The sequence below is a fragment of the Xanthomonas arboricola pv. juglandis genome, assembly GCF_905367715.1.
Classification (GTDB): domain Bacteria; phylum Pseudomonadota; class Gammaproteobacteria; order Xanthomonadales; family Xanthomonadaceae; genus Xanthomonas; species Xanthomonas arboricola.
Genome location: NZ_HG999362.1, coordinates 871,037 through 895,539 on the forward strand (window position 1 = coordinate 871,037; position 24,503 = coordinate 895,539).

Consider the following 24,503-nt stretch of genomic DNA (forward strand, 5'->3'; position numbering starts at 1 on the left):
CGTGTCGCTGGATGACGATGACGATGACAATCAGGACACCGTCATCGCATTGGAAGGGTGACATGCGCTCGAAAGGGCGTGGACGCTGCTGAATCTTGCAACGCGTCATCAGCAAGCCGGACAGCACACGGCTGTCTGCGCCGTACCCTCATCCGCCCTTCGGGCACCTTCTCCCGATGGGAGAAGGGAAACGCGGCAGCACCCCAGTCGACGACGTAGCTGGCCTTCGGTGAGGTGAGGTGTTGCCTTGCGCGAGCCACAGTGAGCTATGTCGACTCAAGCGTGCAAGGTGCGCAGCACCAGCTGACAGGCAGTCCCACACCCGCTGCACCATCCATGTCACAGCACGCCCGGCGCAAACTGTGCCAGAACCGTGACAGTGCGCCTTGCGCAAGCGACTGCCATCACAGCAAACCCTGCTGCTCCAACATGGTGCGTCGCACCAGTGCGCTGGCATGGCGTTTGCTCTTTCCCTCTCGACGTTTCCGACGTCCGCGGTGCAACTGGCGGGTGCAACGCCTGCGCTGCGGAATGTTTCAACCGACTGGTTGTTCAATCGAGAGGGGTAGACGCATATGCATCAATCTTCCTGTCGCAGCCTGCGCAGCCGTGTGCTGCTCATGCTTGCGCTGAGCGCCGCGTTGGCCGGCTGCAAGAAAGACGCAGCCACGGAAACGACAACGCCCGCACCGGCCGCCAAACCCGCCGCGCCGACGGCCGCCGCCGTGGTCGATACCGACAGCGAGTTCACCACCAATGCCAGCAACCCGGATAACTGGGGCGGCATCGGGCGCGACTTCGCGCTCACCCGGCACAGCCCGCTGGCCGAGATCAATCGCGACAACGTCAAGAACCTGAAGATGTCGTGGGAAATGAAGACTGATGCCACGCGCGGCCACGAAGGCCAGCCGCTGGTGATCGGCAGCGTCATGTACATGGTCAGCGCGTATCCGAACAACGTGTTCGCCATCGACCTGGCTGCGCAGGACGACGGCGGCAAGGTGTTGTGGAAGTACACCCCTCAGCAGGACGAACGCTCGGTGGCGGTGGCGTGCTGCGATACAGTCAACCGCGGCGCCTCCTATGCCGATGGCAAGCTGGTGTTCGGCAGCCTGAGCGGCGATGTGATTGCACTCGATGCCAAGACCGGCAAGGAAGTGTGGAAGCAGAAACTCGCGCACCCGGACAAGGGCGAAACCATCACCATGGCGCCGATCATCGCCGACGGCAAGGTGGTGGCCGGCATCAGCGGCAACGAGTTCGGCGTGCTTGGACGTGTCGCTGCCTACAACTTGGCCGATGGCAAGCAGGCCTGGTCTTGCGATGCGGCCGGGACTGACAAATCGATCTGCCTGGGTGCGGATTTCAACAAGGCCAACCCGCAGCATGGCCAGCTCGGCGATCTGGGCGTCAAGACCTTTCCCAGCGACGAATGGAAGCGTGGTGGCGGTGCGGCCTGGGGCTGGTACAGCTACGACCCGAAGTTGAAGCTGCTCTACTACGGCACCGGCAATCCCGGCCTGTGGAGCCCGTCGTATCGCTGCGGCAAGACCTCGCAGGAGGAATGCAACAACGGCGAGCATGACAACAAGTGGTCGATGACCCTGTTCGCGCGCAAGATCGATACCGGCGAAGCGGTGTGGGGCTACCAGAAGACGCCGTTCGACCAGTGGGACTACGACGGCATCAACGAGCCGATCCTGGTCGATCTGACCATCGACGGCAAGGAAGTTCCGTCCGTGGTGCAGTTCGACCGCAACGGCTTTGCCTACGTGCTCGATCGCCGCGATGGCACGCTGCTGCGCGCACACAAGTTCGTGCCAGCCAACTGGGCCGAACGCATCGACATGAAGACCGGCCGCCCGGTCAAGGTGGCCGCGCATTCGCCGCTGGAGCGAGGCAAGAAGGTGCAGGCCTTCCCGTCGGCGATGGGTGGCAAGGACCAGCAGCCGTGCTCGGTGGATCCGGCCAATTCAGCGGTGTTCTTCTGCGGCACCAACAACTGGCATATGGAGCTGGAACCGCAGGAACGCGGCAACACCATGATGGGCCTGCCGTACGTGTTCGCCAACGTGATGATGAAGCCCAACGAGCCGGGTGCACTGGGCATCGTCAAGGCCTTCGACGTGGTGGAAGGCAAGTCCAAGTGGGAGATCAAGGAGAAGTTCCCGGTGTGGAGCGGCACCCTGGTCACCGACGGCGGGCTGGTGTTCTACGGCACGCTGGATGGCTGGTTCCGTGCGGTGGACAAGGACACCGGCAAGAAGCTGTGGGAGATGAAACTGCCCTCCGGCATCATCGGCAACCCGATCGCCTACAAGGCCAATGGGCACCAGTACGTGGCGGTGTTCTCCGGCATCGGTGGCTGGATCGGCCTGCCGGTGGCTGCAGGTCTGGATCCGTCAGATCCGTATGGCGCGCTGGGGGCTGCGGGGCTGGCATTCGGTGCCGGCTTCGACAAGATCCCGCTCGGCGGCATGGTGCATAGCTTCCGGATCGATGGCGCCGGCAAGACCGTGACCGCCAGCGCCACCGCCACCGCCACTGCGGCTGCAGGCGGCACCGCCAATGCCGCCGCGAAGACCGCACGATGAGTTCCACGCAAGGCGTTGGTCGCGCGCACCGGCAGTTCGCTGCCGGTGCGCGTGGCATGCACCGGCAGCTGCGTCAGCTGCTTGTGCTTTGCAGCCTCGGACTCGTCGCCGCAGGCTGCACTCGCGAGCCGTCCTCACCGACGGCTCGCGCTTCTGCTTCCGCTGCGGCGTCCGCGACGGCGGCCTCCACTGCGGCACCGGCCACGGCCAGTGCTCCACCGCCAGCGCCCGATCCGCACGTGCTGCGGGTCTGCGCCGACCCGGGCAACATGCCGCTGTCCAACAAGGCCGGCGAAGGCTTTCAGAACAAGATTGCGCAGGTCGTGGCCGATGCGATGGGCCGGCGCCTGGAATACGAGTGGCGCACCTATTACCAACGCGGGCTGGCACGCAGCACGATCACTGCCGGCCGCTGCGATGTGTTGATGGACCTCAACAGCGATTTCGAGCAGGGCCTGACCACGCGCCCGCTGTATCGCTCGGCCTATGTGCTGGTGACGCGCAAGGGCCTGGATCTGGTGCCGACATCGCTGGACGATCCGGCGCTGAAAACACTGCGGCTGGGCGTGTTCCAGAGCTCGCCCGCACGCCAGGCCCTGTACGAGCACGGCATCAGCGGCCAGGTGCAATACCTGTTCTACGACTCGGCCACGGCGCCGGAAGAACATCCCGGCAAGCTGGTCGAGCGCGTCGCCGCCAATGAACTGGATGCGGCCGAATCCTGGGGCCCGGTGGCCGGTTACTACGCGCAACGCAGCGGCCTGGGCATGGTGCCGCTCAATACCATCGACGATGCGGTGCTGGAGTATTCGATGGCGTGGGCGGTGTCGCGCAAGAACGCGGACCTGCGCGATGCGTTGAACACGGCCATGCAACAGAGTTCAGCAAAGATCGCCGAGATCCTGCGCAGCTATCACGTGCCGCTGGTGCGCTGTGGCGACTGCGTGGTAGCCGGCGATCTGGCCGCGCACGGGCCGTATGCGACGCCGATGCCGGTGTCCAAGGCGCCAAGCCCGGCTGCGTCCTCGCAGGAGCTGGCGCAGTTGCAACTGCGCATCGCCGACGGTGCCGACCCGAACCAGGAACTGGCGCATGCACTGGATGCCGGCGACGCGGTGCGTGCGGCGTGGCTGTTGCGGCATGGCGCCGATGCCAACCGTCCCAACCTGCTCGGCGAGCCGCCGTTGCATCAGGCCATCCGCAACCAGGAACCGGATCTGGTCGGCCTGCTGCTCGATGCCGGCGCACGCCTGGATGCGCGCGATGGCAGCGGCTGGACCGCCTTGATGAAGGCGGCCTGGGCCAACGATGCCGGCAGCGTGACCAGGTTGCTCGGCAAGCGCGCGCCGGTGGACACCGTCTCCAGCGATGGCTGGAGCGCGCTGGACCTGGCGGTGTCCTACGCCGATGTCGGCGTGGTGCAGGCCTTGCTCAAGGCGGGCGCGGATGTGCGGCGTGCCAATGCCACCGGCTTCACGCCGGTGATGTTCGCGGTGGCGCGCGACGACCCGGCGATTCTCGATGCGGTACTGGCCGGCGGTGCCGACGTCGGCCACGCCAACCAGGCCGGCGTCACCGCATTGATGCTGGCCGCCGCGGCCGGGCGCGACGCGGCGGCCAAGCGCCTGCTGGCGGCCGGCGCCGACCCTGCCGCACGCAATCGCGACGGCAAGACCGCCGCTGCATTAGCGCAGGCACGCGGCGATAACGCGCTGGCCACGCTGCTTACCGAGGCCAGGCGCCCCTCCCGGCAATGACTGCGTCACCCGCCGCGCGCACGGGGTGCGCGGTGCTCCCTCCGATCAGAAAGGTTCGTTCATGCGCAAGTCCACCGTGGGTTGTTTCGATCGTTCCATGCGCGCACCGCTGTGCGCGGTGATGCTCAGCGTCGTGCTGGCCGCCTGCGGCAAGGACGCACCGCCGCCCGCGCCCGCGCCTGAGGCGGCCACCGCACCGGCTGTCAGTCCGCCGGCGCCGGCCACCGGTACTGCTGCACCTGCAGCGGCGAGCGCCGCGGTGCCCAACCCGGCCGCCGGGCCTGCGCCGGATCCGGCCACGCCGCCCGCAGCGCCGGCCACCGTGGTGCCGATCCCGAAGGGGCCGGAGGTCAAGGTCACGCCCGAGCTGATCGCCGAGGGCAAGAAGATCTATTTCTCCGCCGGCTGCAATGCCTGCCATGGCGGCACCGGTGGCGGCGGCATGTGCCCGCCGTTGACCAACGACATCTGGGTGTATGGCAGCGACGACGACACCTTGCGCACGCTGATCAGCGAAGGCACCGCCGCGATGATCACCCACGGCAAGACGCGGGTCGGGCATGAAAAGGTGGTCGGGCAGATGCCGCCGTTCGCGCCGGTGCTAAAGCCGGGCGACACCGAAAAACTGCTCGCCTTCATCCATTCGATCAACAAGACCGCGGGCAAGGCGCAATGAGGCCAGCGCCAACCGGTTGGCGGTGCCTGCTTGCGGCAACTGCGCTGGGCGCGCTGCTGGCCTTGGCCGGTTGCCGGCGCGATGCGGAGCTGCCGGCGTCCAACGCGGCGCCGGCGGCAGCGATGCCCGCAACGAAGGCCGCGGCACCGGTGCCCGCAACGCCGCCGGCATTTGCCTATGTGCCCAACCAGCGCAGCGGCACGGTATCGGTGATCGATACGCACACCGACACGGTGGTGCGTACGCTCAGCGCACAGGGGCAGCTGGGCAAGCGCCTGCAGCAGGTATTGCCGGGCCCGCAGGGGCATCTGTACCTGATCGATGCCGAGCATCACCGCCTGATCGAACTCGATACCGACAAGGACGCGGTGCTGCGCAGCGTGGAGATCGGCGAGAACGCCGAAGGCATTGCGCTGTCGCCGGACGGCAAGCAGTTTGCGGTGTGCGTGGAAGGCCAGAACCAGGTGATGTTGATCGATGCGGCACAGTTCAGCGTGCAACAGGTGATCGCCACGCGCGGGCAGGCGCCCGAGCACTGCGCCTACACGCCGGACGGGCAGTGGCTGCTCACCAGCAACGAGGGCTCCAACGACATGGACATGATCGAGCTGGCCACCGGTCGCTCGCGTGGCGTGGTCGCCACCAGCGGCCATCCGCGCGGCATGGCGTTCGCGCCCGACGGGCACAGCGTCTACATCGCGCAGGAAACCGCCAACGTGGTCGACGTGATCGACCTGCAGACGCGCCAACGCCGCGCCAGCCTGCCGGCCGGCGTGCGCACGGCGGGCGTGGCGTTGTCGGCCGACGGCACGCGGCTGTATGCGTCCAACGGCGGTGCCGGCACGCTCAGCGTGATCGATACCAACAGTGCGCTCAGTCTCGCCGAAATCGCGGTGGGGCTGCGGCCGTGGAATCCGGCACTGACCCCGGCCGGCGACAAGCTGTATGTCGCCAACGGGCGCTCGAACACGGTCAGCGTGATCGACACCGTCGCGTTGCGCGAGATCAAACAGATCCCCGTCGGCGAACTGCCGTGGGGCGTGGTCATCGCGCGCTGAGCGGCGGGCATGCCGCAGCGCGCCAGGGAGGCCGGATGAAGACACGCGCTGCGGTGGCATGGGGTCCGCACCAGCCGCTGACCATCGAAGAGGTGGACCTGCAGCCGCCGCGGCCCGGCGAGGTGCTGGTGCGCCTGGTCGCCACCGGCATCTGCCATGGCGATGCGCATGCATTGGCGCATGGGCAAGCAAGCAGCTTCCCGGTGATCCTGGGGCAGGAAGGCGCGGGCATCGTCGAGGCGGTCGGCATCGGCGTCACCAGCGTGCAGCCCGGCGATCACGTCATCCCGCTGTACATGCCCGAATGCGGCGTGTGCAAGTTCTGCCGCTCCGGCCGCACCAACCTGTGCCAGGCGATCCGCAGCAGCCAGGAGCGCGGGCTGATGCCCGATGGCAGCAGCCGGTTCTCGCTGCACGGCCGGCCAATCCTGCACCACATGGGCATCAGCACGTTTTCCGAATACACCGTGGTGCCGGAGATCGCGGTCGCGCGGATCCAGCCGGAGGCAGCGCTGGATCAGGTCTGCCTGCTCGGCTGCACGGTCACCACCGGCGTCGGTGCGGTGCTCAACAGCACGCATGTGCGGCCCGGCGACTGCGTGGCGGTGTTCGGCCTGGGCGGCATCGGCTTGTCGGTGGTGCAGGGCGCGGTGCTGGCGCAGGCCGGGCGCATCATCGCGGTGGATATCGACCCGGCCAAGTTCGCGCTGGCGCGCGCCTTGGGCGCCACCGATTGCCTGGATCCGCGCGACTACGGCGCACCAATCCAGCAGGTGATCGTGGACCTCACCGATGGCGGCGCCGACCACAGCTTCGAATGCGTGGGCGATGTCGGCGCGATGCGCGCGGCGCTGGAGTGCTGCCACAAGGGCTGGGGCGAGAGCGTCATCCTTGGCGTGGCCGACGACGCGCAGGAAATCAGCACGCGCCCGTTTCAACTGGTGACCGGGCGGGTGTGGCGCGGCAGCGCCTTCGGCGGAGTGAAAGGGCGTAGCGAATTGCCCGGCTATGTCGCGCGCTATCTGCACGGCGACATCCGGCTGGCGCCGTTGATCACCCGCACACTGGCGCTGGATGACATCAATCAGGCGCTGGCGGACTTGCGTGCGGCGCGCGGCATCAAATCGATCGTGCTCTATTGAGGGAGACGCAGATGGCAGCAGGCACACGCAGCACAGCGAAGTTGCACCATCACGCACTGGCAGGCGCCTGCGTCAGCGCCTTGCTCGCAAGCAGCGCGCTGGCAGTGGCGGCCGAGGCGCCGCAGGTGACCTGGCTGGAACGCATCGAGGTCACCGCCACGCCGATCCCCGGCACCACCATCGATGCGGCACAGCTGCCGTACATGGTGCAATCGGCCACCAACAGCGAGCTGTCGCGCGCGCGCAGCAACAACCTCGGCGATCTGCTGCAGCGGAGCTTCGTCGGCGTGGATGGCAACGATGTGCAGGGCAGCGCGTTCCAGAACGACCTCACCTTCCACGGGTTTCGTGCCTCCGCCTTGCCCGGCGCCTCGCAAGGCGTGTCGGTGTATCTGGATGGCGTGCGTTTCAACGAACCGTTCGCCGATATCGTCAGCTGGGACATGCTGCCCGAGTCGGCAATCAACGCGGTGACCCTGATGCCCGGTTCCAATCCCTTGTTCGGGCCGAACACGCTCGGTGGCGCGGTGGTGCTGTCTACCGCGTCGGGCCTCACCTCACCGGGAGTGCAGGGCGAGCTGAGCATCGGCAGCGGTGCGCGCAAGCGACTGGATGCCAGTTACGGGCTCGCCAGCCAGGACGGCTGGCATGGCTTCGTCGCGGTCACCGGTTTCGACGAGAACGGCTGGCGCGATGCCTCCGAGGGCCGTCTGGGAACCGTGTTCGGCAAGGTCGGCAAGCAGGGCGAGCAGACCGATTGGAGCCTGTCGGTGCTGCACGGGCGCAGCCGCCTGATCGGCAATGGCCTGCTGCCGGATACGCGCTACACCGACGATGGCCCCGAGCCCGGCCTGTATCGCGCCGACCGCCGCGCGGTGTACACCTCGCCCGATCTCACCCGCAATCGCAATACGCTGTTCACCGCGCAACTGGACCATCGCTTCGATGCGGACACCGCATTGCATGCACTGGCCTACGCGCGCGTGGGCCGCCGCGACACCGTCAATGGCGATATCGGCGAGGACTACGAAGAATTTGTCGAAGAATGCGCCTCAGGTTATGCCGCCGATGGCAGCGCGCTGGATGCCGATTGCGATGTCGCGCGCGCCGATGCCGATGCATTGCCCACCGGCGCGCTCAACACCACCCAGATGCGCCAGGAGGCGCAAGGCCTGGCAGTCAACCTGAGCAGCCAGTGGGGTGCGCATGCGCTCAGCACCGGCGTCACCTTCGATCGCGGCCATGTGCGCTATCGGCAATTCGCCCGCGACGGCTGGGTGCAACCGGACCGCTCGGTCGCTGCCGATCCGGATGCCGAGCGCGCGTTCTTTTCCGGCGTGCGCGGCAGCACCAAAACGCTGGGCGTGTTCGTCGCCGACACCTGGGCGCTGGACGATGCCACCCATCTCACCGCCGCAGTGCGCTGGAATCGCGTGGTGGTGGACAACATCCTTTCCACCGCCGAAGACGGCGACCGCCCACGCGAGCGCTTCGTCTATGCCAAGGCCAATCCATCGTTAGGGTTGACCCATCGGCTCGATTCGGGGCTGACGCTGTATGGCTCGGTCGCGCAAAACAGCCGCGCACCGACCGCGATCGAATTGGGCTGCGCCGATCCCACCCAGCCATGCCGCTTGCCGACCGGCCTGCAGGCCGACCCGCGTCTGGAGCAGATCGTTTCGCGCACGTACGAGCTCGGCGCGCGCTGGGCGCCGTCGGCCGACAGCAACGCCAGCCTGTCGGTGTACCGCGCCGACAATCGCGACGACATCCTGTTCCTGCGTGCACCGGACACCCAACTGGGTTACTTCGACAATGTCGGCCGCACCCGCTACCAGGGCGCGGATCTGGCGCTGCGCCTGCGCAGCGGCGACTGGCAATGGTCGGCCGGCTACAGCTTCCTGGATGCGACCTACCGCAGCGATGGCGAGCTGCTGTCCGGCGAGCGCGTGATCGCCTTGCGGCCAGGCCTGCGCATCGCCGCATCGCCGCGCCACAACCTCAAGCTCGGCGTGGAATGGCAGCACGATGCGCTGACTCTGGGTGCTGGGGTGCGTGCGGTGGCCGGGCGCGTGGCCAGCGGCAACGAGGATGGCCAGGTCGACAATGCCGAAGACGGCGAGCCCGCACCCGAGCGCATCGACATCGGCACCGCCGGCTACGCGCTGGTGGATCTGCAGGCCCGTTGGCAACTGGGCGAGCGGCTGTCGCTGTTCGCCCGCATCGACAACGTCTTCAACCGCCGCTACGCGACCTACGCGGCCGTGGCCGAAGACGTGTTCCCCGATGGCGAACTCGCGCGTCCGCAGGATGCGCCAGTGGAAACCGGCCCGGCGCGGTTTCTCGCACCAGGTGTGCCGCGGCAGTATCTGATCGGCATACGCTGGGCGTTATGAGGCTGGGGATTCGGGATTGGAGATTAGGGATTCGCAAGGCGCAAGGTGCAATCGCCAGTCACCCGCAGCGTTATCTGGATGGTACCGAGCTGCGCTGGCCGAGGGCGCGGTGCCCTCACGGCTCGCGGGACACGCCGTGAACCCATCCCTGGGGCTCGGTGGCGGCATCCATGCCGCCACACGGTCCCGCAATCGGCGATGCCACCACACCAGAGAGTGAATCGGTGGTCGCGTGAAAGCTGCTTGTAGCGCGTTGTGCATCAGGTGTTGAGCCGGCACGTCATGATCGAACAACGCGCATCAATCACTGCTCCTACCGTGCACACCGACCAGCTAGATCGGTCCTTGCCCGCCCACCGTCGCGGGCTCTTACGCGGCATGGATGCCGCGTAAGAGCCTACAAGGACGTACTTGCGGCGTGTCCTGCGATGGTGGGCGGGCAAGGGCCCTGCAACCAAGCTCCAAATCATCCGCTCCACAATCGCGGCATCCACAAGTGGTGCATGCCGCACCAAACAACAGCGGCACCCACCTGATGGTCAAGAAGTGCTCTTGATAAATCGCTCCAAATACCAGCGCCAAGAACCAGCATGGGCTCTAACGAATCCCCAATTCCGAATCCCGAATCCCTGCCCCTCAATTCCCCAATTCCGAATCCCAAATCCCTGCCCCTCAATCACCCGGTATCCAGGCCATGCTTGCGCAGCTTGCGATACAGCGTATTGCGACTGATGCCCAGGGCATCGGCGGTGCGGCTGACATTCCAGCGGTGGCGTTCGAGTTGTTGCTGCAGCACCAGGCGTTCGGCCTGGTCGAGTGCGACGCGGCCGGGCATGTCGTCGGCGGCCACCGCGCGGCCATCGACCAGGCACGGTGCGCTGCCGGCATCGACGATTTCCTGCGGCAGGTTGGGCAGGCGGATCACGCCGTCGCTGCACAATACCGCCGCCGTGCGCAGCACATTGCGCAACTGGCGCAGGTTGCCCGGCCATGCGTAGCTCAGCAGTTTGTGCATCGCTTCTTCGCTGATGCGCACGCTGTGCTCGCTGTTTTCCTCGCGCAGCAGGGTGCGGATCAACTCGGCCTTGTCGCTGCGCTCGCGCAGCGGTGGCAGGTGCAGCACCACGCCATTGAGCCGGTAATACAAATCCTCGCGAAACTCGCCGGCCGCCACCCGCTGCGCCAGATCGCGATGGCTGGCACTGATCACGTGCAGCTCCAGCGGTACCGCGCGTTCGCTGCCCAGCGGGGTGACGCATTGTTCTTCGAGCACGCGTAGCAGGCGGCTCTGCAAGGGCAGCGGCATGTCTCCGATTTCATCAAGAAATAGGGTGCCGCCGCTGGCCTGCAGCAATTTGCCATGGCGGCCTTCGCGCGCGGCATCGGTGAACGCACCGCGCGCATATCCGAACAATTCGCTCTCGATCAACGCCTCGGGAATCGCCGCGCAGTTGATCGCCACGAACGCGCCGCCGGCCCACGGCGAGCCGCGGTGCACCGCCTTGGCAAATTCCTCCTTGCCGGTACCGGTATCGCCGCGCAGCAGAATCGACACGCGATGCGCAGCCAGCTTCAAGGCATTGGCCAGGTTGTGGCGCATGCGCGAATCCGAGCCGACATGCTCACCGGGTTGCAGCTCGGTATCCGGTGCCAGCTGTGCCGGCCCACCCACCGCCGGCAGCGCAGCGCGCGCGCGCGGCGGGCGCACCAGTGCGTAGAACCGTCGCCCATGGCAGGCGCAGCGGATCGACCACAAGGTGCCGGCATCGCTGCCGGCGCGGTGCTCGAGGGTGTCGAAATCCAGCTGCATCACCTGCGCAATGTTGCGGCCCACCAGCTGGCTGCGATCGATCTTGCCCAGTTGCTCCAGCACCGCCTCGTTGACTGCCAGCACGCGGCCATCGGTATCGATCGCGATCAGTGCCTCGTGCAGCAGGCCGGCGAACTCGGGCCGGCTATGGAAGCGCAGGATGAACGCATGGCCGAACTGGTTGAGGAAATGCGAGCGCGAGATCTGCGCCGCCGACATGCTCACCAGGGCCACGGTGTGGCGCTGGATCTGCTTGCCGTCCTGCGCATTGGGAGTGGACGCATCCAGCACCGCCAGCAGCCCGCCATGCGGGTCCAGGATGGGCGCGCCGCTGCACGACAGCGGTAGATGGCGGGTCAGGTAATGTTCGCCGCGGTGCACGCTCACTGCGGTGCGCTCGGCCGCGCAGGTACCCAGGCCGTTGGTGCCCTGATGGCACTCGGCCCAGCTGGCGCCGCAGAACAGACCGGCCTGGCGGAATTCGCGCAGCAGGGTGGGGTCGTGCACGCTGTGCAGCACGGTCGCCTCGGCATCGGCAAAGATCACGGCGTAGCCGCTGCCGGCGATCTGCTCGTAGAGGTTTTCCATCTCCACCTTGGCAATGCGCAGCACATCGCCCAGACGTTGCTGGCGCTCGCGCACGTGCAGCGCATCGTGCACCAGCGGCTCGGGGGCTGCCTCGGGCAACAACGCGTAATCGTCCAGGCAGCGCCGCCACGAGCGCGACAGTGGTGCGGCAAGCGGCGCAATGTCGCGCAACCGGCGGATCTGCCGGAGCGCATCCGGCTCGATCTCCGGCAGGGCGATGGACGTGGCGGCGACAACGCTTGGCTCGGACATGGGCCAGCGTTCCTCAGTGGGCGCGAAACGTCAGTAGAGGCACAGATCGGGCTGATGCTCAAACTGCATTGCAGCAATTGCGGTGCCGACGCGCCCCTCTCCTGCGGGAGAGTGGTTGGGGTGAGGGGACGGTGCGAAGCGTTGTGCTGTTCAACCTGCACGGGGCTTCGCTCGTATCCTCATCCGCCCCTGTGGGGCACCTTTTCCCGAGGGGGAACGGGTAAAAGCGCTGATCAGCGGCGGTGCGCGTCAGAGCGCGTAGCCGAACTGCTGCTTGAACTGGTCGTTGAACTCGGCAAAGTCGAACCGCTGGTTCTGCGTGCCCGGGTGCTCCACCTTCAGCGCGCCCATCAGGTTGCCCATCCGTCCGATCGTCAGCCAGTCGTAGCCGCCCTGGATGCCGTAGATCAGGCCGGCGCGGAAGGCGTCGCCGCAGCCGGTCGGGTCGACCACGCGGCGCTCGTGCGCCGGCGGGATGTCGTAGGTCTTTTCTGGCGTATGCACCAGCGCGCCCTTGGGGCCCTGCGTGGTGATGTAGGCCTGCACGCGCGAGACGATGTCCTTCTCGTCCCAGCCGGTGCGTTCCTGCAGCAGGTTGGATTCGTAGTCGTTGACCACCACGTACTGGGCCTGCTCGATGAACTGGCGCAGTTCCGGGCCGTTGAACAAGGGCATCGCCTGGCCGGGATCGAAGATGAAGGGGATGCCGGCGGCAGCGAACTCTTCCGCATTCTGGATCATGCCCTCGCGCCCGTCCGGGCCGACCAGGCCCAGGGTCACGCCCGGCACATCCTTCACGTGGTTCTCGTAGCTGCGCATCATCGCGCCCGGATGGAACGCGGTGATCTGGTTATTGTCGTGGTCGGTGGTGATGAAGGCCTGCGGGGTGAACAGGTCGTCGATGATCTTCACCCGCGACAGGTCGATCCCCAGCGTTTCGAAATGTTCGCGATACGGGCCGAAGTCCTGGCCCACGGTGCCCATCGGGATCGGCGCGCCGCCGAGCAGATGCAGGTTGTAGGCGATATTGCCGGCGCAACCGCCGAACTCGCGGCGCATGCGCGGGACCAGGAACGACACATTCAGGATGTGCACCTTGTCCGGCAGGATGTGGTTCTTGAACTGGTCCGGAAACACCATGATGGTGTCGTAGGCGAGGGAACCACAGATCAGTGCGGACATCGAGTCAGGCCTTTGCGTTGGGAATTACCCGCCAGTTGCCGGGCATGGCAGCGGGACGGCGCGCGCGCCGCGGCGCAAAGGGTAACGGCTGTGACCGATCAGGGCCACAACCGCATGCCATGCCCGGCGTGACCGGCACATGAAAACGACGCCGCAACGGCCGATTTTTCCTTGCCCGCACCGGGGGGGATTGCTAGGCTAGTGGACTTCGTTTTCTGCCCAAAATTTCGCCAGTCTGGCGGCGGGCACGCGACTTACCCAGGAACAACTCCCTCGATGTTCAAGAAACTCCGCGGCATGTTCTCCAACGACCTGTCCATCGACCTGGGCACGGCCAATACGCTGATCTACGTACGCGGGCAGGGCATCGTGCTGAACGAACCTTCGGTGGTGGCGGTGCGTCAGGACCGCGCAATCGGCGGCACGCGCTCGGTGGCCGCCGTCGGCGCCGAGGCCAAGCAGATGCTCGGCCGCACCCCGGGCCACATCACCACGATCCGCCCGATGAAGGACGGCGTCATCGCCGACTTCACCTACACCGAGGCAATGCTGAAGCACTTCATCAAGAAGGTGCACAAGTCGCGCTTCCTGCGCCCGAGCCCGCGCGTGCTGGTATGCGTGCCGGCCGGTTCCACCCAGGTCGAGCGCCGCGCCATCAAGGAATCGGCGGAAGAAGCCGGTGCGCGCGATGTGTATCTGATCGAGGAACCCATGGCCGCGGCGATCGGTGCCGGCATGCCGGTGACCGAGGCGCGCGGTTCGATGGTCATCGACATCGGCGGCGGCACCACCGAAGTGGCGGTCATCTCGCTCAACGGCATCGTCTACTCGCAGTCGGTGCGCGTGGGCGGCGACCGCTTCGACGAGTCGATCACCAACTACGTGCGCCGCAACCACGGCATGCTGATCGGCGAAGCCACCGCTGAGCGCATCAAGCTGCAGATCGGCTGCGCCTACCCGCAGGACGAGGTGCAGGAGATGGAAATCTCCGGCCGCAATCTTGCCGAAGGCGTGCCGAAGATGATCAAGATCAACTCCAACGAAGTGCTCGAGGCATTGCACGAGCCGCTGTCGGGCATCATCTCGGCGGTCAAGCTGGCGCTGGAACAGACCCCGCCGGAACTGTGTGCCGACGTGGCCGAGCGCGGCATCGTGCTCACCGGCGGTGGCGCACTGCTGCGCGACCTGGACCGCCTGATCTCCGAAGAAACCGGCCTGCACGTACAGGTCGCCGACGACCCGCTCACCTGCGTGGCCCGCGGCGGCGGTCGCGCGCTGGAGCTGGTGGACATGCACGGCAACGAGTTCTTCGCGCCGGAGTGAAGCGTTCGGGATTGGGGAGTCGGCAGTCGGGATTCGCAAAAGCGGTTCCTGCCCACGGCCCGGTAGGACTGCTCCGCAGTTCCGCTAGTTCACGTTTTAGCCGCATCCGTATCGGGGGCAGTCAACCGCTCCCCGAATCCCCAATTCCGAATCCCCAATCCCGGCCCTGACAGTGCCCTCCTACGCCGGTCCTCCCGTCGCCTCCCGTCCGGGCGAAGTCACCTCCACGCTGCGGCTGCTGGTCTATCTGGTGCTGGCGATCGTGCTGATCGCGCTCGATAGCCGGGGGGGCTGGCTGAGCCAGGTGCGTCTGCAGGCCAACCTGCTGATCCAGCCGATCTGGGCGGTGGCCGGGTTGCCGGGGCGGATCGGCTCGCAGGTGCGCGATAACGCCGCCACCCACGCGCAACTGGTGGAAGAAACCCGCACCCTGCGCAATCAGTTGCTGGTGGCCAATGCGCGGCTGACCCGGCTGCAGACCGCCGCGCTGGACAATGCGCAGCTGCGCGAACTGCTCAACGTCGCCGAGCGCCGCGGGCTGGACGTGCAGCTGGCGCCGATCCTGGATATCGACCTGGACCCGACCCGGCAACGCCTGCTGCTGGACGCCGGCAGCCGCGATGGCGTGCTGCTGGGCCAGGCGGTGATCGACGCCGGCGGGCTGATGGGCCAGGTGATCGAAGTGACCCCGCTGCATTCGACCGTGCTGCTGCTGACCGACCCCGACCACGCGGTGCCGGTCAGCGTGGCGCGCAACGGCGTGCGCCTGATCGTCTACGGCCGCGGCGACCGGCTGGAACTGCGCGACATCCCGCTCAGTGCCGGCGTGCAGGTGGGCGACGAAATCGTCACCTCCGGCCTCGGTGGCCGCTTCCCGGCCGGTTTCCCGGTCGGCAAGGTCTCCGAACTGCATCCAGACGACACCCACGCCTTCCTGGTCGGCGAACTGACCCCGGCAGCCAAGCTCGATCGCGGCCGCGATGTGCTGCTGCTGCGCGCTGGCAAGCCGCTGCGGGTGGTGCCTGGGGCCGGGATTGGGGATTCGGGAGTTGGGATTGGTAACGGCAACAGCAACGGCGTCGCGGCGGCGGCCGGCGCGCCGGTGACTGCGACACCGCGCACGCCTGCGGGCGGTGTTTCCAGCGCAGCGACTGATACCGCGCGCCCGACGGCCGCCGCGGCATCGGGCACCGGTACCTCGGCGCCTGCACGGTCCGCAGCGACACCTGCCGCGCCCGGCGCGCTGCCGTCCAGTGCGCCAGCGTCCGGCCGCCCGGCCAGCACGCCCGCCCGCCGTCCCGCATCGACCGCATCCAACGGCCCGAATCCCGATTCCGGTTCGTCCCCACCACAGGGCGCTGCTTCCAGCCAATCCCCAATCCCTACTCCCCAATCCCGTCCGGCTCCGCAGGAGACGGACCAATGACCCGCATGCGCAACACCTGGATCCTGCCGGCGAGCATCGTCATTGCGCTGGTGCTGGGCCTGCTGCCGCTGCCGATCGTGGTGCAGCCGCTGCGTCCGTACTGGCTGGCGCTGGTGCTGGCGTACTGGGTGATCGAGGAGCCGGACCGGGTCGGGCTGGGCATCGCCTTCGTGGCCGGCGTGCTGGCCGACCTGCTGTATGGCGGGCTGCTCGGCGAGCAGGCGCTGCGGCTGGTGATCATGACCTTCATCCTGCAGCGCTTCCGCGCGCGGATGCGCTTCTTCCCGGTCTCGCAGCAGGCGTTGGCGATCGGCGGGCTGCTGCTCAACGACCGCATCGTCTCCTCGGCCGTGCATCTGGCGGTGGGCGAGCCGACCCTGCCGTGGAGCTACTGGTGGGCGCCGCTGCTGGGCATGGCGCTATGGCCGCCGCTGTTCGTGTTGCTGGATGCGGTGCGGCTGGGCAAGCGGAGCAAGAAGTAAGCCATGCACGGGCGCCGTCATCCCAAGAACCCGCACGCGGAGGCCGAGCAGTTCCGCCGGCGTGCGGTGCTGGGCTTTGTGATGGTGGTGATCTGCCTGGTTGGCCTGGGCGGCTGGTATTTCAAGCTGCAGGTGCTCGACCACGAGGTCTATGCCACGCGCTCGGAAGCCAACCGCATCAAGCCCAAGCCGGTGGTGCCCGGGCGCGGCATGATCTACGACCGCACCGGCCGGCTGCTGGCCGAGAACGTGCCGGCCTTCCGCCTGGACGTGACCCCGGACAAGGTCGCCGACATGGACGCCATGCTGGCCGCGTTGGGCAAGGTGATCCCGATCGCGCCGGAGGATCTGGAGCGCTTCAACCGCGAGCGGCGCGCGCGCCGCAGCTTCCTGCCGCTCACCCTCAAGCTGCGCATGAGCGATGAGGAAATGGCGCGCTTCGCGGTGGAGCGCTGGCGCTTTCCCGGGGTGGAGCTGGAGCCCTACCTGACCCGGCGCTACCCGTACGGGCCGCTGTTCGCGCACATCATCGGCTACGTCGGCCGTATCGACGAGAAGGACCTGGCGGTGCTGGGCGAGGGCAATGCCGCGCTCACCCACATGGGCAAGTCCGGGCTGGAGCGCTATTACGAGCAGGACCTGCGCGGCCAGGTCGGTTACGAGCAGGTCGAAACCAACGTGCAGGGGCGGGCCATCCGCACCGTCGGCCGGGTCGCGCCGCAGTCGGGCGCGGACCTGCGGCTGTCGGTGGATGCCGACCTGCAGCGCGCGATGGTGGCCGCGTTCGGCGAGCACGAGGGCGCGGCGATTGCGATGGACCCGCGCACCGGCGAGATCCTGGGCATGGTCAGCCTGCCCAGCTACGACCCCAACCTGTTCGTCAACGGCATCTCGCATACCGACTTCAAGATGCTCAACGACAACCCGTCGCGGCCGCAGTTCAACCGGCTGGTGCTGGGCGGCGTGGCGCCGGGCTCTACGCTCAAGCCGCTGATCGCGCTGGCCGGCCTGGACAGCGGCCTGCGCCGGCCGGAAGACCGGGTGCTGTCCACCGGCATGTTCTACCTGCCCGGGGTCAGCCGCGGCTGGGGCGACTCGCACCGCGGCGGCCATGGCTGGACCGATCTGCGCAAGTCCATCGCCCAGTCGGTCAATACCTATTACTACCGGCTGGCGGTGGACATGGGCATCGAGCGCTTCGACCACTACCTGGGCGACTATGGCTTCGGCCAGCCGACCGGGGTGGACCTGCTCGGCGAGATCGGCGGCATCCTGCCGTCGCCGGCCTACAAGTACAAGACCCGCAAGGAGCGCTGGTATCCCGGCGACACCGTCAACATCGCCATCGGCCAGGGCGACTGGAAGGTGACCCCGCTGCAACTGGTGCGCGGGGTGTCGGCGATCGCCAGCGGGCTGCTGCTGCGCCCGCACCTGGTGCTGGAGCAGCGCACCGGCTTCGATCACCCCTGGCAGCCGATGATCCAGCCGCCGGGCAAGCCGATCAGCCCGAGCGCGGCGCACCTGCAGGTGGTGCGCGAGGGCATGATGGACACCATGCGCCCCGGCGGCACCGGCTATGCGATCACGCCGGGCGCGCCGTATCAGATGGCCGGCAAGACCGGCACCGCGCAGGTGGTCAGCCGCAAGGGCGTGGCCGCGGTGGACCCGCGCAGCCTGCCGCTGCATCTGCGCCACCGTGGCCTGTTCGTCGGCTTCGCGCCGGCCGACAACCCGGTCATCGCAGTGGCGGTGGCGGTGGAGGGCGGTGGTTTCGGTACCAGCTCGGCAGCGCCGATCGCACGCAAGATCTTTGACGCCTGGTTGCTCGGCAAGCTGCCCGCCGGCCTGGAGCCGCTGGACAGCGAGCTCGGCATGACCGCGGTGGGCGTCAACCAGTTCGAAGCCGGCGCCACCGATGCGCGCCAGGCCGGCGATGCGGCCGCGGCCACGCTGGACGAGCTGCCGGTGGTGATCGGCCAGACCGCGGTGGCGTTGGACCCCAACACGCCGGCGCAGCCGGTGGTGCCGGACGTGCCCGATGCGGTCCAGGAGACCGACCATTGAGTGACATCCTGCGCTGGCTGGTGGACATGGTTGCGCGCTTCACGCGCAGCCTGGACTGGATGCTGTGCCTGGCGCTGGGTGCGCTGATGGTGATCGGCCTGTCGGTGCTCAAGAGCGCGGGCGGCGCCGCCAACGGCGATCACCTGGTGATGGCGCAAGCCGTGCGCTTCGTCATCGGCCTGGCCGCGATGTGGGGGATTTCGCGCATGTCGGTGCTGCGCCTGCGCGCCTGGACGCCGTGGGTGTACGGCCTGTCGATGCTGCCGCTGCTGGCGGTGTTCGCGCTGGGCACCGGCAAGTACGGACGCCAGTGGCTGGACCTGAAACTGTTCTACCTGCAGCCGGCCGAACTGCTCAAGATCAGCCTGCCGATGATGGCCGCCTGGTATCTGCACCGCATGCCGTTGCCGCCGCGCATCTCCACCGTGCTGGTGACCGGCGTGATCATTGGCGTGCCGACCGCGCTGATCATGCTGCAGCCGGACTTCGGCACCGGCGTGCTGATCGCCGCCAGTGGCGTGTTCGTGCTGCTGCTGGCCGGCCTGCCGTGGTGGTGGGTGGCGGTGGGCGTGGGCGGCGTCTCGGCGGCCGCGCCGGTGGCCTGGTTCTGGCTGCTGCGGCCGTACCAGAAGGACCGCATCATGATGTTCCTCAACCCGGAAAACGATGCGCTGGGCGCCGGCTGGAACATCATCCAGTCCAAGATCGCGATTGGCTCGGGCGGTTTCGACGGCAAGGGTTGGGGGCTGGGCTCGCAGTCGCATCTGAACTTCATTCCCGAACAGACCACCGACTTTGCATTTTCGGTGCTCAGCGAGGAGTTCGGCTGGATCGGGGTGGCAACCGTGCTCAGCCTGTACCTGATCGTGATCGCGCGCTGCCTGTGGATCGCCTCGCAGGCGCGCGACACCTATTCGCGCCTGGTCGCCGGTGCCACCGGCCTGGCCTTCTTCGTCTACGTGCTGGTCAACGGCGGCATGATTTCCGGGCTGCTGCCGGTGGTGGGCGTGCCGATGCCGCTGATGAGTTACGGCGGTACCTCGGCGGTGTCGCTGCTGGCCGGGCTGGGCCTGGTGATGGCGGTCAAGGCGCACCGCCCGGTGCACGGCTACTGAGCCGGCACGTTCTGCAGCCGACGCTGACAGGCACTCACCCGTGTCGAAAGAGCCAATCACCTGGCCAGGCGCAGCACGCCGCTTGCGACAGGCGCATGACACGCAGCTGACGCTGCGCAAGGCGCGCGCGGTTCTGCGCGCTGCGTTGCAATGACGACATCCCGGCGCGGGGCCGCTTCGCGCATGCGGTATCGGATTCGCTCGCCTTCTGTGAATAGGCGCGTCGCTCCGTAGAGTCCGATGCGCCGCCGTCCTGCGCGCGGCCGGGTCGCGTTGCAGTTGCAGGCACGCGCCATTCCTCTTCCAGGTGACCTCTTCCATGAAACTGCTAACCGCTGCGATCGGCGGTGTCTGTCTTACGTTCGCCGCACACGCCGGCGCCATCAACCTTGCCACCGGCGATACGCGCGCGGTCTCCGAGCCGGCGATTCCCGCCACCTGCCAGCCGGTAAGTGCCAGCTACACGCCGAGCGGGCGGCTGTTCGACGCCGCGCTGGAAAGCGCGCCGCCCGACACCAAAGCCATCCAGGCCGCGCTGACTGCCTGCACCGGCAAGAACGGCAGCGTGCTGCTCAAGGCCGGTACCGGCAACGCGTTTCTCAGCGGCCCGCTGACCATTCCCACCGGCGTCACCCTGGTCGTCGATCAGGGCGTGACCCTGTACGGCTCGCGCAATCCGGCCGAATACGGCAGCGGTTGCGGTGTCGCAGGCGCCAAGAGCGGCGGCTGCCTGCCGCTGATCAGCGTCAAGGGCACCAGGTCGGGCGTGATGGGCGTACGCACCGGCGGGCGTCAGGGCACGATCGACGGGCGCGGCGACCTGCCCATGCTCGGCAAGAGCACCACTTGGTGGGAGTTCGGCGAAAACGCCAAGGCTGCCGGCCAGGTGCAGAACAGCCCGGACCTGGTCAAGGTGCAGAACTCAAACACGTTCACCCTCTACAACGTCAATCTGATCAATGCGGCGTACTTCCATTTCTTCGCGCATATCGTCGATGGCCTGACCATCTGGGGCGTGCGGGTGAAGTCGCCGGCGACCAGCCCCAATACCGATGGCCTGGACCTGGACAGCGTGGTCAACGCCAGCCTGGTCGACAACGATGTAATGGGCGGCGACGACTGCGTGGCGATCAAGACCATTGCGTCCAAGTCCGGCAACATCAGCGTGCGCGACAACCGCTGCTACGGCACCCACGGCATCTCGATCGGCAGCGAAGTGATGTCCGGGGTCAACAACGTGCTGGTCGACAATAACGCCATCACCGCCACCGACGATGCCGGCAACCGCAGTACCGACAACACCGGGCTGCGCATCAAGACCAGCCTTGCCAAGGGCGGCCCGGTCAGCCTGGTCACCTATCGCAATACCTGCCTGTACGGGGTGACCAGCCCGCTGGTGATCAACCCGTTCTATTCGGTGGGCGGCAGCGGCACCAAGCCCAGCTTCGCCGGGATCGTCGTCAACGGCCTGCGTACCACCGGCGATGTCGGCCTCAAGGGCAAGGGCTGGATCCTGAAAGGCTTCGATGCGCAGACGCCGCTGGACCTGACGCTGGCCAATGTGGCCACCGGCAATACCGCGGTCTCCGCCAGCGATGCGCAGATCGGGCTGAGCAACAGCGCGCTTACCCCGACCGGCAGCAACGTCACCACATCCAGCGTGCAACTCAGCGGCAACGTGCCCACTTGCTCCACTGCGCCACGTTTCCCGGCCCTGTGATCAACCAGGCGCGGCCACTCCGGCCGCGCCTGACGGCCGGATCGACCTCAAGGGACCCAAGTCGGCCGCTAATACCATCAGAGGAACAAACCAGAAGCAGGCCCACGAAACGCAAGCCCCGCCAGCGCCTTGCCACGGTCCACCAGACAACCCCAGTCGGCACACGAGCCACGCACCTCCCGATTCCCGAATCCCGATTCCCGAATCCCGAATCCCCATTCCCCATTCCCCATTCCCCATTCCCCCTCCCAAATCCCCTGCCGCCCAAAGCGGCAAACTAAAGCTCTTTCCTTTCATGGTCTTATTGCCAGAAGTTCATCTGTTCTCTGTTACCCTCGGCCGATGATTCGACGCACTCTGACCTGCCTGCTCACCCTCGGCCTTGTCGCCTGCGCGACCCAGCCCAGCCCTCCGACCCCGCCGCCGGCCGCCAGTGCGCCCCCGGCCAAGCCACCGAGCGCCCCGGTCGCGCCCGTCAGTGCCGCTGCCGAAGCGCCCGCGCTGCCGCCGGTGGACCTGACCCCGGTGCCGTTCGAGATCGCCCGCGCCAACTTCGTGCGCGACACCGCCGCCAAGTACGGCATCGACGCCGCACAGATCGAAGCAGTGCTGGCGCAGGCGCAGTTCAAGGACGCCATCGTCACCGCGATGTCGCGCCCGGCCGAGCGGGTCAAACCGTGGAACGAATACCGCCCGATGTTCATCACCCAGGCGCGGATCGATGGCGGCCGCAAGTTCCTGGCCGAGCATCGTGCCGAGCTGAGCAAGGTCGAAGCGGCCACCGGCGTGCCGGCGCAGGTGATCGTGGCCATCATTGGGGTGGAGACCAGTTACGGCAGCAACGCCGGCAAGTACCGCGTGCTGGACGCGCTGTACACGCTGGCGTTCCGCTACCCGCGCAGCGGCGACCCGGCCAAGCTCGAACGCGAAGTGCGTCGCGAGCTGTTCTTCCGCGATGAACTCGGCCAGCTGTTCGCGCTCGGCAAGGAAGAGCAGCTCGATGTCACCACGCTGATCGGCAGCTATGCCGGCGCGATGGGCATGGGCCAGTTCATGCCGTCCAGCTACCGCCAGTTCGCCGTCGACGGCGATGCCGACGGCAAGCGCGACCTGTTCACCGACCACAACGACGTGTTTGCCTCGGTCGCCAACTACTTCGTCAAGAAGGGCGGTTGGGTGCGCGGTGGCCAGGTCGCGGTGCCGGCCACGCTGGCCGCCGGCCACGAGGAATTCAATCCCACCGACTGGTCGCCTGTGTACACGCTGGCCGACCTGTCCGCGCGCGGCTATCACCCGAATGCCCCGGTGGTGGCCGGCAGCACCGCCACTCCGATCACCCTGGACGATGCCAACGGCAAGCAGTACTGGCTGGGCTTCCAGAATTTTTACGCGATCACCCGTTACAACATTTCCAAGATGTACGCGATGGCCGTGTTCCAGCTGTCCGAGGCCATCGCCGGCAAGGAGTTACCCCCGGCATGAACAGCACGACAGGCCCCAAGTGGCTGATCCCGATGGCGCTGATGCTCGGCCTGGCGGCCTGTAGCAGTGCACCGAAGAAAAGCGCCGGCACCGGCGGCAGCGGCGCGATCAAGGGCGTCAAGGTCGATGGCAAGGGGCCGGCGTATGTGGCCACCGGTTGCCCCTCGACCTCGCCGTACGCACCCGCCAAAGAAGACCCGTCCACGCGCGGCGACTACACCGCCGGCGGCCTTTACAAGCCCGGCGTCAAGGACACCACGCCGGACCACGTGCCCAATGTGGCCTGCATCCCCGAACCGCTGGTCACCAACGAGCCTCGCTCGGCGGTGGGCAACCGCTCGCCGTATGAGGTGCTGGGCAAGCGCTACGTGGTGATGGACAACCCCGGCGACTATGTCGAACGTGGGACCGCCTCGTATTACGGCAGCAAATTCCACGGCCGGCTGACCTCCAACAAGGAGGTTTACGACATGTACGCCTTCACCGCCGCCCACAAGACCTTGCCGTTGCCCAGCTTCGCCCTGGTGACCAACACCGACACCGGCGACTCGGTGGTGGTGCGCGTCAACGACCGCGGCCCGTTCCACGATGGCCGCGTGATCGATCTGAGCTACGCCGCTGCGGTCAAGCTGGGCATCACCGGCAAGGGCACCGGCAACGTCGAGGTACGCGGCCTGACCGAAGCCGACAACGGCAATCTGCTGGCCAAGCGCCGCAGCGGCAGCGCGCCGGTCCGCACTGCGGTGGCCGCCGCACGGCCGGCCGCCGGCGCCAGCCAGATCGATGGGTTGGTGCAGCGTCTGCCCACCCGCACCGGGCCGGCCGCCGCCCCGCGCGCAGTGGCCGCCATTGCCGCCGCTCCGGTGGTCGCCGCAGCGGCAGGCAGTGCAGGGGCCGCTGCGATTCCCGCGGGCGAGCGTTGGCGCTACCGCGTGGCCGATTCGCGCCAGCCCGGCAACGCCGACAACTTCGATGCCTGGATGAAGTCGCAGGGCGTGCGCGTGGCCACCGGCAAGCCGGCTGCCGCCGCGCCGCGGCCTGCCTCGGCTGTCCCGGTCGCGGTCGCGCCAGCCGCCCCGGTCGCGGTGGCGGCGATCAAGCCTGCCGACAGCGCGCCGGCACGTCCGCTCAGGAGCGAACCGGTACCGGCCAAAGCGCCGAGCGTGGCCGAGGCGGCACTGGGCGACATCCTGTTGCAGGTGGCCAGTTTCGCCAGCCGCGAAAACGCCAACCGCGCGCTGTCGCAGCTTGCCTCGGCCGGGATCGCCGGTGCCAGTGTCAGCGACATCGTCAGCGGCGGTCGCACCTTGTGGCGGCTGCGCGTCAACGCGCGCGATCACGCCAATGCCTCGGAAATCGCGCAGCGCATCGCCGGCCTGGGCTTCGGGCGCCCGCAGATCGTCGCCAACTAGCCACGATCGATCCGGCAGCCAAGG

Annotated in this window: 16 protein-coding genes; 14 read left to right on the top strand and 2 right to left on the bottom strand. The window is 67.4% G+C overall.

Annotation, left to right across the window (positions count from 1 at the left end):
• Positions 1–575 precede the first annotated feature (575 nt).
• Genes KHN93_RS03675 through KHN93_RS03700 form a run of 6 tightly spaced genes read left to right on the top strand, consistent with a single transcriptional unit; the run spans position 576 to position 9,623 of the window.
• The gene (locus tag KHN93_RS03675; protein ID WP_342344387.1) at positions 576–2,594 is read left to right on the top strand and encodes a methanol/ethanol family PQQ-dependent dehydrogenase; all 2,019 of its coding nucleotides are present in this window, start codon (positions 576–578) and stop codon (positions 2,592–2,594) included.
• On the top strand, positions 2,591–4,351 hold the full coding sequence (locus tag KHN93_RS03680; RefSeq protein ID WP_104561878.1) for a quinoprotein dehydrogenase-associated putative ABC transporter substrate-binding protein: 1,761 nt from the start codon (positions 2,591–2,593) through the stop codon (positions 4,349–4,351). Before KHN93_RS03675 ends, KHN93_RS03680 begins: the two co-directional genes overlap by 4 nt.
• A 25-nt stretch (positions 4,352–4,376) precedes the next feature.
• Positions 4,377–5,027 (top strand): c-type cytochrome, encoded by a 651-nt coding sequence (locus KHN93_RS03685; RefSeq protein ID WP_181142002.1) that lies wholly within the window; start codon positions 4,377–4,379, stop codon positions 5,025–5,027.
• On the top strand, positions 5,024–6,085 hold the full coding sequence (locus tag KHN93_RS03690) for a beta-propeller fold lactonase family protein (protein ID WP_104561880.1): 1,062 nt from the start codon (positions 5,024–5,026) through the stop codon (positions 6,083–6,085). The genes KHN93_RS03685 and KHN93_RS03690 overlap by 4 nt, the downstream gene beginning before the upstream one ends.
• Before the next feature lie 35 nt (positions 6,086–6,120).
• Positions 6,121–7,227 (top strand): S-(hydroxymethyl)glutathione dehydrogenase/class III alcohol dehydrogenase, encoded by a 1,107-nt coding sequence (locus tag KHN93_RS03695; RefSeq protein WP_104591080.1) that lies wholly within the window; start codon positions 6,121–6,123, stop codon positions 7,225–7,227.
• Positions 7,228–7,238: 11 nt separating this feature from the next.
• A complete protein-coding gene (locus KHN93_RS03700) occupies positions 7,239–9,623 on the top strand; it encodes a TonB-dependent receptor (RefSeq protein ID WP_212579155.1) in 2,385 nt (794 codons plus the stop codon).
• 676 nt (positions 9,624–10,299) lie between these two features.
• Here the strand turns inward: KHN93_RS03700 and KHN93_RS03705 are convergent.
• Both KHN93_RS03705 and KHN93_RS03710 read right to left on the bottom strand, forming a co-directional pair.
• Positions 10,300–12,273: a sigma-54-dependent Fis family transcriptional regulator gene (locus KHN93_RS03705; protein WP_047126072.1), complete on the bottom strand. Its 1,974-nt coding sequence runs from the start codon at positions 12,271–12,273 to the stop codon at positions 10,300–10,302.
• A gap of 249 nt (positions 12,274–12,522) precedes the next feature.
• Positions 12,523–13,455 (bottom strand): carbohydrate kinase family protein, encoded by a 933-nt coding sequence (locus KHN93_RS03710; protein ID WP_003482735.1) that lies wholly within the window; start codon positions 13,453–13,455, stop codon positions 12,523–12,525.
• Positions 13,456–13,731: 276 nt separating this feature from the next.
• On the opposite strand from KHN93_RS03710, the gene KHN93_RS03715 reads away from it, so the two are divergent.
• From KHN93_RS03715 to KHN93_RS03750, 8 genes are all read left to right on the top strand, one after another.
• Positions 13,732–14,778: a rod shape-determining protein gene (locus KHN93_RS03715; RefSeq protein ID WP_006452025.1), complete on the top strand. Its 1,047-nt coding sequence runs from the start codon at positions 13,732–13,734 to the stop codon at positions 14,776–14,778.
• A gap of 172 nt (positions 14,779–14,950) precedes the next feature.
• A complete protein-coding gene (gene mreC / locus KHN93_RS03720; protein ID WP_104561886.1) occupies positions 14,951–16,204 on the top strand; it encodes a rod shape-determining protein MreC in 1,254 nt (417 codons plus the stop codon).
• Entirely contained in the window at positions 16,201–16,686 is a 486-nt protein-coding gene (mreD, locus tag KHN93_RS03725; protein WP_039514914.1) for a rod shape-determining protein MreD, read from the top strand. The genes mreC and mreD overlap by 4 nt, the downstream gene beginning before the upstream one ends.
• 3 nt (positions 16,687–16,689) lie before the next feature.
• Positions 16,690–18,750: a penicillin-binding protein 2 gene (gene mrdA, locus KHN93_RS03730; protein ID WP_212579156.1), complete on the top strand. Its 2,061-nt coding sequence runs from the start codon at positions 16,690–16,692 to the stop codon at positions 18,748–18,750.
• Positions 18,747–19,865, top strand: coding sequence for a rod shape-determining protein RodA (gene rodA, locus KHN93_RS03735; protein WP_039523409.1), 1,119 nt, complete (start codon positions 18,747–18,749; stop codon positions 19,863–19,865). The genes mrdA and rodA overlap by 4 nt, the downstream gene beginning before the upstream one ends.
• Positions 19,866–20,184: 319 nt before the next feature.
• Complete coding sequence (locus KHN93_RS03740; RefSeq protein ID WP_212579157.1) at positions 20,185–21,585, top strand: glycoside hydrolase family 28 protein; 1,401 nt, start codon at positions 20,185–20,187, stop codon at positions 21,583–21,585.
• Positions 21,586–21,927: 342 nt separating this feature from the next.
• Entirely contained in the window at positions 21,928–23,067 is a 1,140-nt protein-coding gene (gene mltB / locus KHN93_RS03745; protein WP_104560589.1) for a lytic murein transglycosylase B, read from the top strand.
• Complete coding sequence (locus KHN93_RS03750) at positions 23,064–24,479, top strand: septal ring lytic transglycosylase RlpA family protein (protein ID WP_104560591.1); 1,416 nt, start codon at positions 23,064–23,066, stop codon at positions 24,477–24,479. The genes mltB and KHN93_RS03750 overlap by 4 nt, the downstream gene beginning before the upstream one ends.
• Positions 24,480–24,503 lie beyond the last annotated feature (24 nt).